The following is a 14098-nucleotide window of genomic DNA, read 5'->3' on the forward strand; positions in this document are numbered from 1 at the left end:
AGACCTTTTATTCAATTACAAACATAGGTTGGTCGAATTCAACTGGCTCTTGATTTTCCACTAAAATTTGTTTGATAACGCCAGCTTTGTCTGACTCAATTTGATTCATCATTTTCATAGCTTCAATGATGCATAAGGTATCGCCTACGTTTACTTTTTGTCCTACTTCAACAAAAGCTTTGGCACCAGGCGAAGATGAACGGTAGAAAGTACCAACCATAGGCGAACACATAACGTGACCGCTGGCGACCGGAGCTGAATCTGTACTTTCTTCAGACGCGGCAGCAGGAGCAGGTGCGGCAGCTTGTGGCTGAGGAGCATATTGGATTTGAGCTGGCATTTGCGCAGCAACTTGCTGAACTGCACCAGCTGAACCACCACGGTGGATACGTACCGACTCTTCACCTTCGGTAATTTCTAATTCAGATATTCCTGATTCTTCTACCAGTTCTATCAATTTTTTAATTTTGCGTATGTCCATTTTTCTCTCTCTAATTAATTAACCAACAGTGTTGATCTTTATTTGGATAAATATTTTTTTGCTGCTGCTATAGCAAATTCATAACCTTGGGCGCCTAACCCACAAATTACGCCTTGTGCAATATCAGATAAATAAGAATGTTGTCTAAATGCTTCTCTGGCATGCACATTAGACAAATGCACCTCAATAAAAGGAATAGAGACACTTAATAATGCATCTCTAAGGGCAATGCTAGTATGAGTAAAGGCCCCTGGATTAATCACGATAAAGTCTACTTTATGCATAGACTGATGAATGGTATCGATCAATTCGTGCTCGGCATTAGATTGAAAATGACTCAAGCCTAAGCCAAGGTCTTTAGCATAGCTTTGTAGTCCATCAACAATTTGTTGCAAACTTAACGAACCATAAGTTTCTGGCTCTCTTTTACCCAACATGTTTAAGTTTGGGCCATTGATCACTAATACATTCACTGGCTTGCCATTATAGATAAATAAAATTTAACTCAGCTTGCCCAATAATTAACAAGCCAGCCACTTTTTTGTACAAAAATCGCACATTAATTTAAAATATTCGACCATTATAAGGTGCATATAGAAATTAGCAGCAAAATACTGGTCTTATCAGCGAAGATTGCTGCAAAGTTAGTATATTTTGTGTTTTGATACTAGGGTTATATTAGCTTTTATACAGGCCAACTATGAACTACATTGCACACCTGCACATAGCTGAACATACTCAAACTAGTCTGCTTGGTAACTTTTTAGGTGATTTTGTTAAAGGCAGCCAACTCAATCATTTACCAAAGCCTTTAATCCAAGGCATCAAATTACATCGCAGTGTAGACGTGTTCACTGACTCACACCCAGCAATAGCTCATTGTAAAAGTTGCTTTCCTAAGAATTTAAGAAGAATGGCTGGGGTGATTTTAGATATATATTTTGATCATCTTTTAATGCAAAATTGGCGGCAGTATTCAAGCACCAGTTACCAAGCAATATTTGCGCGTTTTTATCAGCAACTTGCAAATAATGGCTTACCTATAAACGGATTTTACACTCAGGTCGCCACGCGTTTGATGACCCATCAATGGTTAGATCAATATCAACATAAAGAAACTTACTACAAAGCCATGCAAAGCATTGAAAAACGCTTAAAAAACAAGCTGATATTTGCAGATAATGCCAATCTATTTATCACCAATAACAGTGAATTTCTTGAGTCTAGTTTTCATCAGTTTTATCCTGATTGCCTAGACTATAGCAAGCAAGTAGTTGAATCTAACCATCAGACACTATCAAAATGAGAAACCATAATGGCCGTACACGAAATTAGTCACCCTTTAATCCATCACAAAATAGGCCTAATGCGCGAACAAGGGATCAGTAGTAAAGAGTTTAGAGCCCTAGCAAGTGAAGTAGGAAATTTGCTTACTTATGAGGCAACCAGAGAGCTTGAAACGGAAAACCATACTATTACTAGTTGGAATGGCTTGCCTATTTCAACCAAAAAAATCAAAGGTAAAAAGATCACCATAGTACCCATACTACGAGCGGGACTAGGTATGTTAGACGGAGTATTAAATTTAATTCCCAATGCCAAAATTAGCGTGGTGGGTTTATATAGAGATGAAGAAACCCTACAACCTGTAGCCTATTTTGATAAAGTGGTGAAAGATGCTTCGCAAAGAACCGCGCTGATAGTTGACCCTATGCTAGCAACGGGTGGCACACTGATTGCCACAATTGATTTACTTAAACAAAAAGGCTGTAAGCAGATAATGGGGCTATTTTTGGTAGCCGCCCCTGAAGGCATTCAAGCCGTGCAAACTGCCCACCCAGATGTAGACATCTACACAGCGGCAATAGACCAAAAACTCAATGAACAAGGTTATATTTTACCGGGTCTAGGCGATGCGGGTGATAAAATATTTGGAACTCGATAAAGCAAAGGCATTGTTTTACTATTCAATCAGCATAAATGATCTATTGTTTATAACAATGACCTAATAATAACAATTAAGACACGCTTTCAGCGTGCTACAAGGTGAAACTGTGCAGTTGCTAGCCACTCAAATAAGATACTCAAATTAATTATGTTGGTATCACTTATCAACTTATACACAAAATTAATAATCCGCTTAGTTAATTTAGGTGGCCTGATGTTTTTGTGTAGTTTTGCCGCGCATAGCATTGAACCATTAGTAAAGGAACCTAGCTTTTTAAGGCTATCAACCGAAAATGGTCTATCGCAAAATACCATTAATGCCATGGCGTTAGACAGTGAAGGCTTTTTATGGCTGGCCACAGAGTCTGGGCTGAATAGATTTGATGGCTATAAAAATCAAATCATACCTGGACCAAATAATGAGTTTGTTGGCACGCCAATTAGTTATGTTTTTCAAGATTCTAAGCAAAACTTATGGGTAAGCAGTTACACTCAAGGGGTTTTCTTATTTAATTTAGCAACCAACACAGCCCAAACTATTCTAAGGTACCCTACCAGCCAAGACGATCAAGTATTGCAACTGGCTAATTTTATTAGTGAAGATCCGCAAGGCAGAATAATTTTATCCATGGACCAAGGCGTTTATCGTTACTCTTACCAAACCCAAGAAATAGAAACCCTTTATTTATTGCCAGAAGACTTAGTTGCAGAAGGCCAATTTATACGCAGCCATTTAATTACCCCTAGCAGTTTATTTATTGGCACAACTAAAGGGTTATATGGATTAGCCATTGGACAAAATTTTGCCAAACCCATTCGCCATATTCCCAATGGCATTGCTCCCTCAATAGACAATCAAAATGTGAAAATACTGCAGACTTTTGATGGACAAACGCTTTGGGTAGGAACGGTAGAGGGGTTATATACTTTACCCTTTAATGCCAGCCAGTCATTTATAAATGAGCAAGACACTCAGCCACAGGCCTCATTAAAGGTAGCAAACCGTAATATTTGGAACATAGCCTTAGATAGTCCAGATCTTCTGTACTTGGCCACAGATAAAGGTTTGTTTAGCTACCAAGTTTCACAGCAACAATTAGCCCACATTTTTTTACCCACAGATAGTCGTAACCTTATCTCTAGTGATGTATTAAAGGGTGTAGTTATAGATAAAAACCACAACCTGTGGCTAGGTAGCGAAAATGACGGCGCCATGTATTGGCTGCCCAAATCAACCTTATTTACTAACGTATTTAATATTCGCGGTGGGCGTGATAAAAAAATTCTTAGCCACAATAATGTTTGGAGCCTTCATCAAGCTGGCGAGCAATTATGGGTAGGAACTCGTAATGGTTTAAATTTATATCATTTAAATAATGGCCAAACTCAACAATTCTTAGTATCAGGAGACGAAAAAGCTCAATACTCAGCCTCTTCTATTGCGCAAATAGGACCAGCAGAAAACGGCAATTTATGGCTAAACACTGGCAGCGGAATTTTACACTTTAATAGTCAAACCGGCCAAACTACCCCATTACAACCTATAAGTTCAGATAACGAAGTAAGTATTCCAGAATACGTGTGGGATATGTTTGTCACCCAAAGTGGCGAGCTGCTTTTAGTCTTTCAAGATGGCTTTTTTCGTTATTCACAAGACACCGGTAAATTAGATAAATTAGAGCAACTTTCTGCAACGCTCAATCCTCGTAAAACCATAGGTTTTATTAAAGGTGTAAAACCTAATACAACCTTTGTTAGTGCCTATGGACAATTGTGGGAAATGGATAATCAATCCTATGAGATAAATTTGGTTCACGAAACGCCTATACAACAACGCACCTCTAAAGTATTCCCTAGTGATTTATCCTTAGATAAAAATCAAACACTTTGGGTTACCTATTCTGGTTATGGTTTAATTGGGTTAGATGCCAACAATTATCAACAAAAATACTTTTTTGACCAAGAAAACCTATTGCCTACTAATACTGTCTTTGACATGCAACAAGACGCCAAAGGCAATATTTGGATGGGTTCAAATGCTGGCTTGTTAAAGTTTGATCCTATTAATCATCACTTGCAAAAGTTTGACAGTAACCAAGGACTGTCTAACTCAGAGTTTAACTCTTACTCTAGCCTAAAGTTAACAGATGGAAGAATGGTATATGGCTCGCCTAAAGGCCTAATAATTTTTGACCCTAAAAAGCTAGAAAAAACGCGCCAGCAAGATATTAAGGTTAATATTACCGACATTAGCCTTGCATCAAATACATTGCGCATGCCAATTAAAAACTTGGATGGGCAGCATCTAGAACTAAATCATGACGACTTTGGCATTAGCATTGGGTTTTCTACTCTTGAGTATGAAAATATCAATAACACTCGCTATCTCTATCAATTAAAAGGTGAAAATAACTTTGTTTACCCTATAACAAAGCACGCTGAAGTCACTTTTCCCAAGCTTGAACCAGGTCAGTACCAATTTTCAGTGGTGGCTTTTGATCCTGTTAGTGGTAAACAATCTAGCCCGGCAAAGGTTAATATTAGAGTAAATTACGCCCCATGGGCCTCTCCTCTAGCCTATTCACTTTATGTATTGCTTGGCTTAGTAGGGCTATCTTTAGTTTGGATGTTTTTCCGAGCAAACAACAAGCGCTTGTATAAGGCTCACCAAGAGGCTCTGTTAAGTAAAAACAAACTTACTTTAGCTTTACACGCCAGCAAGAGTGGTATTTGGGAGTTTCAAACCCGGGAGGATAAATTTCTAACCTCTAGAATAGATGATAATTTAACCTATAAAAAAGCCATTAGTTTTGAGCAACACTTAGGCATGATCCAAGATCGTGACAAAAAGCGCTACCAATCGGCATGGCAAGAGTTTTTAACTCAAAAAGACGCCGAATTAGATATTTCTTACCGCATAAAAGGAAAAGATAAAAAATGGCATTGGTATCGTGATGTGGGAAAAGTGGTGGAATATGACAAAGACGGCAAACCACTTTTAGTCACTGGCACCTATACCAATATTACAGATTCTGTAGCAGATCAAAAAAACTTACGCTTATACGGCGAAGCATTTAAATACACCCTAAACTGGGTCATTATTTACAATGATAAATATTTTCCTATCGCCTTTAACAACGCCTTTAAGAAGTTTTTTGATATAGCTGAGGACGCTGATGTTCCAAAAGAAATGGCCAAGCTTTGGGAAATTCAAACCCCAGACACCTCTATTTTTTGGAATAAAATGTTGTCCTTTAAAGCGGGTAAACAATGGCGCGGAGAAGATAAAATTAGACTGCCAAATGGCAATATATGTGACGTGTTGGTGCATATTCATGCGGTAGCTAGTGTGCATGAAAAAGATAAAATTGAGCATTTTTTGGTGATTATTTCCGATATTACCGAGCAAAAAGCCACCGAAGCCAAGTTATTAACCTTAGCCAATTATGATGCCCTTACAGGTTTACCCAACCGTACTTTATTATTAGATAGAATTGAGCGTGGCTTAGAACATGCACGTCGACACGAAAAAAGCATGGCAGTGTTTTTTGTTGATTTAGATAAATTTAAGCAGGTGAACGACAGTTTAGGTCACAAAGCCGGTGACGAATTATTAGCCATCATTGCTAAGCGCTTAGAAAACAAGTTACGTAAAGAAGACACTGTGGCTCGTTTAGGTGGCGACGAATTTGTCATTATGATTGAAGAGGTAAACTCAGCTGAGGCCATTAGTTCGTTAGTTACAGATATCAGTAAAATAATAGATATTCCGGTTAGTTTGCGCTCTCAAACCGTGAGTGTCTCTTCTAGCATTGGAATTGCTATGTATCCAGGTGATGGACAGAGTGCTGAAGAACTACTAAAAAATGCTGATATCGCCATGTACCACGCCAAAGAACAAGGCAGAAGCAACTTTCAATTTTTCACTCAGCAAATGGATGAAAAAGTAAAAAACCGATTAAAGTTAGAAAACCAATTAAAAAAGGCCCACCAAGCCAAAAGGTTTTTAAATTATTACCAGCCGATATTTAATACCCAAAGTCAAAAAATCGAGGGTTTTGAAATACTTATGCGTTGGCCAATAAAAAATGGCATGGTCCCCCCCGACAAATTTATTCCTGTTTCTGAAGAATTAGGCTTGATTGAAAATATGACATTAGACGCTTTTGAACGCGCAATGCCAGTATTAAAAGCCATGCGTAAAGATGGTTTTGAGGGGTATTTGTCGGTCAACTTATCGGCAAAACACTTCGAAAGCCAATCTTCAATCGATAAAATCATGTTATTGCTAGAAGAACACTTTATTCCAGTCAACGCCATTCGTTTCGAAATCACTGAAAGTGCACTTATGCGTGATTACGACAAAGCCCTTAAATTTATGACTCAGATCCAAGAAAAGGGCTTTTTAATTGCTTTAGATGATTTTGGTACAGGCTTTTCATCATTAAAATACCTAAAAGAGTTTCCCATTAACATCATTAAAGTAGACAAGAGTTTTGTTGATGATATTGGCAAGAATCAGAATAACGAAGCCATTATTTTAACCACCTTAAGCATGGCCAAGCAGTTAAATATGAGCTGTATCGCTGAAGGTATAGAAACTCAAGAGCAAGTGGAGTTTTTCAAAACTAACCAGTGTCATCATCTACAGGGCTATTTCTTTTCTAAACCTGTACCTTCAGAAGATATTCCGGCTTTGTTAGATAAAACCTGGCCTAATACTTAATTAGGCTAGATTTTTTAACTGTAACCCTGGCGCGCACTTGCGTTCATTACTTTGCCTTGAACAACCTATTTACATGTTCAGCAAAAGACTGGGCGCGCATAAACCCAGTTACTCTAGCTGTGGTCATTTCTTGCCCGCTACTATCAAAAAATAATATAGTTGGCAGCCCCAAAACATTAAAGTGTTCTTGAAAAGCGAAATTTTCATCTGAGGCTTCAGTTAAGTCTATTTGCATCCAAACCGTATCTTTTAGAGCATCTATTACTTGGCTATCTGGGAAAGTGTATTTTTCGAATTCTTTACAAGCTACGCACCAATCTGCATAAAGATCTAACATCACAGTTTTGCCTTGTGCATTGGCTTCGGCTAAAGCTGACTGAAAGCTCTCTAGGCTATCAACTTTAATGAATTCGGGATGCTGATAATTCTGACCTAGTTGCTTAGTGGTTGACGGCTCGCTGGTTAAACTGCTTAGCGCCTGATATCCGTAACCTGCTGAAACAAACAAACCTATAAAGATGAAAAATGTTCTTAACCCCTTGAAGAATGATGTCTCGCTTGCTTGATTCATAGTATAAAAATAGCTAAATGTTGCTAAACCCAATAACCCCCAAGCAATATCAGTTGCTAAGTGATTAACTAAACGTTCAACAAACATAATGGCCACAGCGAGCATCATAAACCCAAAGCTAACTTTAACTATATTCATCCAATTACCAGCCTTAGGCAGTAACTTTCCTCCTGTGATACCAAACAATATAAGTGGTATGCCCATACCTAAACTTAAGGCATATAAAGCACAAAAGCCTAAAACCAAATCGCCGCTTTGCGCTATATACAACAAAATGCCAGTTAAGGGGGCGGTAGTGCAAGGTGACGCCACTAAGCCTGAAATGGCCCCCATAACAAACACCCCAAAGTAATTGCCGCTAGATTGGTTGTTACTTAAGCCGTTTAGTTTTTCTTGCCAAGCAGAAGGTAGTTGTAGTTCATAGGCGCCAAACATCACTATCGCCAGCAACACAAAAATCACAATCAAAACAAGCAAGATTGCCGGGTGTTGCAACCAGGCTTGAAATTTCACCCCTGCAAGCGCCACCACTAAACCCAATAGTGAATAGGTTAGGGCCATGCCTTGTACATAAATAAAAGATAATGAAAATGCCCGTGACAACCCAATACTTTTACCTTGCCCTATCACAATACCCGATAAAATCGGATACATAGGAAATACACAAGGGGTAAACGCCAACCCTATGCCTAAGCCCAAAAATAATAACAAAGTCCAAAACAAGGTTTGCTCACTAGACAATAGATCTGCTAATTCAAATTGTTGGGAAACTGGTTTAGATTGAGTCAAATTAGACTCTGATTGAGTAGTAGAGCTTTGTACTTCCCCTACAGCATTCAAAAATACTTCTTTGCTGGTAGGTGGGTAACACAAACCCGCATCGGCACAGCCTTGATAACGAATTTTTAGTACCGCGTCTTTAGGTGCACTGATGATGGGATAAGTAATAGTAACTTGTCCTCTAAACACATCTGACAAACCAAAAAATTCATCTTCTACTTGTTCAGCTTCAGGAAAAATAGGTGCGCCTAGTCTGACGTCTGGAGCCGCTGTTTTAAACTGTTTTTTATACAAATAGTAACCTTGTGCAATTTGCCAAGTTACATGCAGTTGGTCATCCTGTTGCACAAAATCAAATTGAAAAGCTTGATCGACTTGCAAAAACTCGGGCTCTTTTGCAAATAAGTCAAACATAGGATCTGCGGTTTGCGCCATATTCGAAAATGATAAGAGACTGGCAATGATCAATACAACACTAGGTACAACAGTTAATTTCATTTAGTTCTCATTTTATAATTATGGCGATTGTACTATTTTAATAACGCCAGTTTAGATACTGACTTTACAGACCTGAAAGTCACTAAGTTAATTTCAATGCCTGCTAGATTAGACAAACTAAGCAACAATCTGTAACAATGTAATAGCTGTTAATCATAACAAGATCCCCATACTTTAAGGAATAGCTCCTAAACCTAAAGCTAGTTTTAAACTAGATCTGCAATTTATTATCGAGGCTTACTTGGCTAAATTATTTTTACTTTTTGCAATTTTACCTATTATCGAAATCGCAATTTTAATTAACGTAGGTGAACAAATTGGTGGCTGGTACACAGTCGCCATAGTGGTTTTAACCGCTTTTGTGGGTGCTCGTTTAGTTAAACAACAAGGGTTAAATACCCTAACTCAAGCACAACAAAAAATGCAGTCAGGTATCATGCCAGGTCAAGAAATGGCCGAGGGATTATTATTAGTAATTGCCGGGGTATTATTGGTTACTCCAGGGTTTATTACCGATGGCATAGGTTTTTTACTGTGCTTACCTATGACGCGCCCGCTCATTGCTAAGGGCTTGGTAAAACATTTATCGGTCAAAGTGGTGAACACACAATTTCAAGGTGACTTCTCACATCATCAAGCTCAACATGGTCCTAGTCACAGTGACTCTGATGATATAATAGAAGGGGAGTTTGTGCGTAAAGATCATCCGAATAATCCATCGCTACCCAAAGACAAAAACCAATCAGATTAAACCATTTGAGATTAAAGCCATGAAAGCCTGTGCATGCCATATTTTAGTTAAAGACAAAGCCTTAGCGGAAAAACTAAAAAAGCAACTAGAAAAAGGTGGTAACTTCCACCAGCTGGCAAAAAAACACTCCATTTGCCCATCTGGCAAAAAAGGCGGCGATTTAGGCGAGTTTAGTCCTGGCACTATGGTTAAAGCATTTGACAATGTAGTGTTTAAAAAAGACATTCTGACTGTGCATGGGCCAGTGAAAACACAGTTTGGATTTCACCTGATTAAAACCCTATATCGTAATTAAAAAAAGCTCCCTTAGGAGCTTTTTTTTAGAGCTTGTACTAGGTTAAGCGTCAACCGTTCCGCAAAAACGATAACCTTCACCATGAATAGTAACAATCAAATCATCGGCATTCACTTCAGATTCAAAGTGCTTACGAATGCGGCGAATAGTAACATCAACAGTACGGTCGTTTGGACGCAATTCACGTCCTGTCATTTCCATTATTAGCTGATCACGTGTGAGTATTTTACCTGGATTATTTAGGAACAAATGCAAGGCACGGAATTCACTGCGAGGTAAACGAAATTCATTGTTGCTCGGAGAAATTAAACTACGACTATCGCCATCTAATGTCCAACCGTTAAAGCTTACACGACTAGGTAAGTCATCATCTTCACTAGTATTAGTGGTGCGAGCTAATAAGTTTCGCGCTCTAATGGTCAGTTCTCTTGGGTTAAAAGGTTTAGTTAGATAATCATCTGCGCCTATTTCTAACCCTAAAATACGATCTACATCATTATCTCGACCGGTTAAAAATATCAATCCAATATTTTTACGTCCGCGCACTTCACGAGCCAGAATTAATCCATTTTTACCTGGAAGATTAATATCCATAATGACCAAATTGATGGTGTTATTCTCGAAATATTCATGCATTTGCTCGCCATTTTCAGCTTCGAATACATTGTATCCTTCTGCTTCAAACAAGCTTTTAAGGGTGGTACGAGTAACGACTTCGTCTTCAACTATTAATACGTTAGGAGTCTGCATGTTTCAGGCCTGGTTGAGAATTTGAATAAAAGTTTATCAGAAAATATCTAAAAATCAGGGTTTTATCTAGCAAAATTGCTGAATTACACAAAAGAACTAGTTGGAAGCTTATCTGTGCTGACTTTTTTTACTGGAAAAAGTATTTTAAATTGCACTCCGTGTCCCTCTTCACTATACACAGAGATAGATCCATTTAATCCCTGAGTGACTAGATTATATACCAAATGCATACCTAATCCGCTACCTCCCTGTCCACGTTTAGTGGTGACAAAAGGATCAAATATGCGCTTACGCATATGCTCTGGAATGCCTCTGCCATTATCGCTAAATTCGATGGATAATTTATTGTCGTCAATACAATTAATAACTATGTCTATTTTGCCGTTATCCATGTGTTCAAATCCATGAATAATAGAGTTCATAATTAAATTAATCATAATTTGATTAATTGGCCCAGCCTTTGACTCAATCACTAAATCTTCGGCACATTCTACGTTAATTTGATGCTGTACTTTTTTAAGCTTAGGACGCATAGACAATAAAATTTCATCCATTAACTTAGAAAAAGAAAAGACTCTGTTGTTTTCTGATGTTTGATCAACAGCAACTTGTTTAAAGCTAGAAATTAACTCTGCAGCGCGATTTAAATTACGGTAAATAATATTTAAATTTTCTTCGCCTTCATTAATAAATTTAGACAAACTGCTGGCTTTTAAAGTTTTTCCCTCAAAGGCCTTACGCATTTCTGATAGGCGATCTAACATCATAGTCGAGGCTGTCACCCCAAGACCAATTGGTGTGTTAACTTCGTGTGCAACCCCTGCCACCATGTCGCCCAATGAAGCCATTTTTTCATTTTGTACCATTTGACGTTGAAATTGATGCAGCTTTTCTAGTGTTTGGATTAATTCGCTGTTGGCTTCTTTTAAAGCATTAGTTCGATGCTGGACTTTTTCTTCAAGACTAGAATTTAACCTAACCTGTTCGGCTTCAGCGGCCTGTTGCTTTTCCATATGCTCTTGCGTTCGCTGCAACATGTTATTAAAGGCATCGCCTAAAATATCTAGCTCTTTTATTCCCTGAGGCTTAGCGCGGCTTGAAAAATCTTTTTGCCGAGAAATACGTTGGACTAACTTAACTAAAACATTAATCGGCGCTGTAATGGTTTGTTGGAGCTTTAAAGTTAACAAAAAACACACTAACAAACATAAAACCAATACGCTGAACGTTAACAAAATGGATTTAGAGGTTAAGTTTTTTAAAGTATCGGCTGAGGCTTGCACATAGACATAACCCAATAACTTATCTGTGTGCTTAATAGGCCGAATAATTTCAATCACGCCTTCCGAAATAATCGGCTGATTGAGCCATTCAATTTGCTCTAACTTTTCTTTAACTGGTGAATTACCTAATTTATTGTAGCTTGCAAAAAACTCAACGCTTTGGTCATCAAAAACTTGGTAAATGTGCACATGCTGAATAATTTCTGAGGCCGCTAAAGTCGTTAGGTTTTGCTGCTCTAGTAATTTATCATCGTTGAGTAATGAAAAGGCTGCTGATCGCCCAATCATTTCGGCAAAAATAGTCACATCATTTTTTAGTGATTGTCGGTAAGTGCTAATTTGGCTGTATAAGTTCACTCCAGAAGACACAATGAGCGACAACGAAATAATCGCCATCACCACCCACAAAATAAGGCTTTTTATAGATAAAGATTGTGTTTTTGAAGCCATAAACCCTTTAAGTCTTTATAAACATATAAGTGCAACACTAACATAGTATATAAAATACACTAATTTGCACAGCTAGCTGTTTGATTTACTAGTCTTTAATTAAATTGAGTACAACTAATTAGTACGCCTTTGTTAATGCCTCTGTATATAAGGCTTGATAATTTTTTGCCGCCTCTAACCAGGTAAATCGGGTTTGCATTGCACGTTTTTGGGTACTAACAAACTCTTTTGGCACTTCATGATAAAACAATAAAGCTCGTTGAATGCAACTTAATAAGGCCTCACCTGTGGGCTCAGAGAATACAAAACCAGTAGCCTGCGCTCTATTCTCTTGCCAATCAACCACTGTATCTTTTAAACCACCCACGGCTCTAACAATAGGCAGGGTGCCATAGGCTAAGCTGTACATTTGATTTAATCCGCAAGGTTCAAACAACGAGGGCATTAGAAAAAAGTCGCTGCCAGCTTCAACCATATGTGCGCTTCGCTCACTAAAAGCTTCAACAAAGGCCATTTTTTCAGGGTGCAATTTGGCTACTTTTTGCAAAACATCACTGATTTCAGGATCGCCAGTTCCAACTATGGCAATTTGTACTTGATGCTCTAACAAGGCCTCTAAAATAGGTAGAATAAAAGCAAAACCTTTTTGTTCAGTTAACCTACATACCATACCTATGATAGGGGTACGGGCTTTCTTAGCTAAACCAAATTCTTTTTGTAATTGCGCCTTACAAACTTTTTTGCCACTTAGATCAGTGTGATCGTATTGCTGGGCAATATGTGGGTCATGCGCGGGATCCCATTGGCTATAGTCGCATCCATTAAGAATACCAGACACATCGTTATGCCTATCTTGAAACTCATTGTATAAAAAGTGCGAGCCCAAAGGCGTGAGTAATTCTTGCGCGTAGTTAGGACTAACCGCATTAATTTTATTGGCATAACGAATACCCATGCGCACAAAATTTAATGCATCACCATCTAACTGACTATGAAGTTGGTAGTGAGGCAACAAGTACTCTATATCATTAAATTTATGCGTGCCTTGATAAGCGCCATTGTGAATAGTAAATACGGTTTTGCTTGCGGCAAAAAATTGGCTGTCGTCAATAGAAACAAAATAAGGTGTTAGCGCTGTATGCCAATCATTGCAGTGCACAATGTCGGGTTTAAAATTTACTGCCTTGCTAACTTGTAAGGCTGCATGGGCAAAAAAAGCAAAGCGTTCAGCATTATCTGGATAGGCATGATAGTCATCTGAATACAATCCTTTACGAGCAAAGTATTCGGGATAATCAACAGCCAGCACATTGACGCCTTCCATAGCTAACTGCTTGACTGCGAACTCGTAACCTTTATGTCCAGCATATAATGTTTGCCTTTCGCAGGCGTCATTTGCCGAAAACTTTTCGGCTAGTTGGGCATAATAAGGCATGATTATTGTCACTTGATGCCCTAACTCTGAAAGCGCAATAGGCAGCGCCTTCCCTACATCAGCTAAGCCGCCTGTTTTAACCAAATCTTCTACTTCGGAGACCACAAACAATATTTTCATCTTAGCTGAAT

11 protein-coding genes are annotated in these 14098 nt (G+C 38.4%); 5 read left to right on the forward strand and 6 right to left on the reverse strand.

Annotated elements, in window-relative coordinates; translation table 11 throughout:
• Positions 1 to 7 precede the first annotated feature (7 nt).
• Positions 8 to 481, reverse strand: a complete 474-nt coding sequence (accB, locus tag ACVCDT_RS02740) for an acetyl-CoA carboxylase biotin carboxyl carrier protein (RefSeq protein WP_447131206.1) — start codon at positions 479 to 481, stop codon at positions 8 to 10.
• 38 nt (positions 482 to 519) lie between these two features.
• A complete protein-coding gene (aroQ, locus tag ACVCDT_RS02745; protein WP_447131207.1) occupies positions 520 to 954 on the reverse strand; it encodes a type II 3-dehydroquinate dehydratase in 435 nt (144 codons plus the stop codon).
• A gap of 227 nt (positions 955 to 1181) precedes the next feature.
• Between aroQ and ACVCDT_RS02750 the strand changes: the two genes are divergently transcribed.
• From ACVCDT_RS02750 to ACVCDT_RS02760, 3 genes are all read left to right on the forward strand, one after another.
• On the forward strand, positions 1182 to 1787 hold the full coding sequence (locus ACVCDT_RS02750; RefSeq protein WP_447131208.1) for an acyl carrier protein phosphodiesterase: 606 nt from the start codon (positions 1182 to 1184) through the stop codon (positions 1785 to 1787).
• A gap of 9 nt (positions 1788 to 1796) precedes the next feature.
• Positions 1797 to 2426, forward strand: coding sequence for a uracil phosphoribosyltransferase (gene upp, locus ACVCDT_RS02755; RefSeq protein ID WP_447131209.1), 630 nt, complete (start codon positions 1797 to 1799; stop codon positions 2424 to 2426).
• A 216-nt stretch (positions 2427 to 2642) separates the two neighbouring features.
• Positions 2643 to 7154, forward strand: coding sequence for an EAL domain-containing protein (locus ACVCDT_RS02760; RefSeq protein WP_447131210.1), 4512 nt, complete (start codon positions 2643 to 2645; stop codon positions 7152 to 7154).
• A 46-nt stretch (positions 7155 to 7200) separates the two neighbouring features.
• Here ACVCDT_RS02760 and ACVCDT_RS02765 read toward each other — a convergent pair whose 3' ends face one another.
• Positions 7201 to 9003 carry a protein-disulfide reductase DsbD gene (locus ACVCDT_RS02765; protein ID WP_447131211.1) on the reverse strand — a complete coding sequence of 601 codons (1803 nt, stop codon included), beginning with the start codon at positions 9001 to 9003 and terminating at the stop codon, positions 7201 to 7203.
• A 241-nt stretch (positions 9004 to 9244) separates the two neighbouring features.
• On the opposite strand from ACVCDT_RS02765, the gene ACVCDT_RS02770 reads away from it, so the two are divergent.
• Together ACVCDT_RS02770 and ACVCDT_RS02775 are read left to right on the forward strand one after the other, a co-directional pair.
• Positions 9245 to 9754 (forward strand): FxsA family protein, encoded by a 510-nt coding sequence (locus ACVCDT_RS02770; protein ID WP_447131212.1) that lies wholly within the window; start codon positions 9245 to 9247, stop codon positions 9752 to 9754.
• Positions 9755 to 9773: 19 nt separating this feature from the next.
• A complete protein-coding gene (locus tag ACVCDT_RS02775; RefSeq protein WP_447131213.1) occupies positions 9774 to 10049 on the forward strand; it encodes a peptidylprolyl isomerase in 276 nt (91 codons plus the stop codon).
• A gap of 42 nt (positions 10050 to 10091) precedes the next feature.
• Here ACVCDT_RS02775 and arcA read toward each other — a convergent pair whose 3' ends face one another.
• The 3 genes from arcA to glgA form a co-directional block, all read right to left on the reverse strand.
• Positions 10092 to 10799: a two-component system response regulator ArcA gene (gene arcA, locus ACVCDT_RS02780; protein ID WP_447131214.1), complete on the reverse strand. Its 708-nt coding sequence runs from the start codon at positions 10797 to 10799 to the stop codon at positions 10092 to 10094.
• Between the two features lie 83 nt (positions 10800 to 10882).
• The gene (locus ACVCDT_RS02785) at positions 10883 to 12532 is read right to left on the reverse strand and encodes an ATP-binding protein (protein ID WP_447131215.1); all 1650 of its coding nucleotides are present in this window, start codon (positions 12530 to 12532) and stop codon (positions 10883 to 10885) included.
• A 118-nt stretch (positions 12533 to 12650) separates the two neighbouring features.
• Positions 12651 to 14087, reverse strand: coding sequence for a glycogen synthase GlgA (gene glgA, locus ACVCDT_RS02790; RefSeq protein ID WP_447131216.1), 1437 nt, complete (start codon positions 14085 to 14087; stop codon positions 12651 to 12653).
• Positions 14088 to 14098 lie beyond the last annotated feature (11 nt).

It is taken from the genome of Paraglaciecola aestuariivivens (assembly GCF_052983255.1).

Excerpts from the sequence above, each read along its gene's own strand:
- accB (WP_447131206.1), bottom strand. The coding sequence starts at position 481 with ATGGACATACGCAAAATTAAAAAATTGATAGAACTGGTAGAAGAATCA.
- ACVCDT_RS02750 (WP_447131208.1), top strand. The coding sequence starts at position 1,182 with ATGAACTACATTGCACACCTGCACATAGCTGAACATACTCAAACTAGT.
- upp (WP_447131209.1), top strand. The coding sequence starts at position 1,797 with ATGGCCGTACACGAAATTAGTCACCCTTTAATCCATCACAAAATAGGC.
- ACVCDT_RS02760 (WP_447131210.1), top strand. The coding sequence starts at position 2,643 with ATGTTTTTGTGTAGTTTTGCCGCGCATAGCATTGAACCATTAGTAAAG.
- ACVCDT_RS02765 (WP_447131211.1), bottom strand. The coding sequence starts at position 9,003 with ATGAAATTAACTGTTGTACCTAGTGTTGTATTGATCATTGCCAGTCTC.
- ACVCDT_RS02775 (WP_447131213.1), top strand. The coding sequence starts at position 9,774 with ATGAAAGCCTGTGCATGCCATATTTTAGTTAAAGACAAAGCCTTAGCG.
- arcA (WP_447131214.1), bottom strand. The coding sequence starts at position 10,799 with ATGCAGACTCCTAACGTATTAATAGTTGAAGACGAAGTCGTTACTCGT.
- ACVCDT_RS02785 (WP_447131215.1), bottom strand. The coding sequence starts at position 12,532 with ATGGCTTCAAAAACACAATCTTTATCTATAAAAAGCCTTATTTTGTGG.
- glgA (WP_447131216.1), bottom strand. The coding sequence starts at position 14,087 with ATGAAAATATTGTTTGTGGTCTCCGAAGTAGAAGATTTGGTTAAAACA.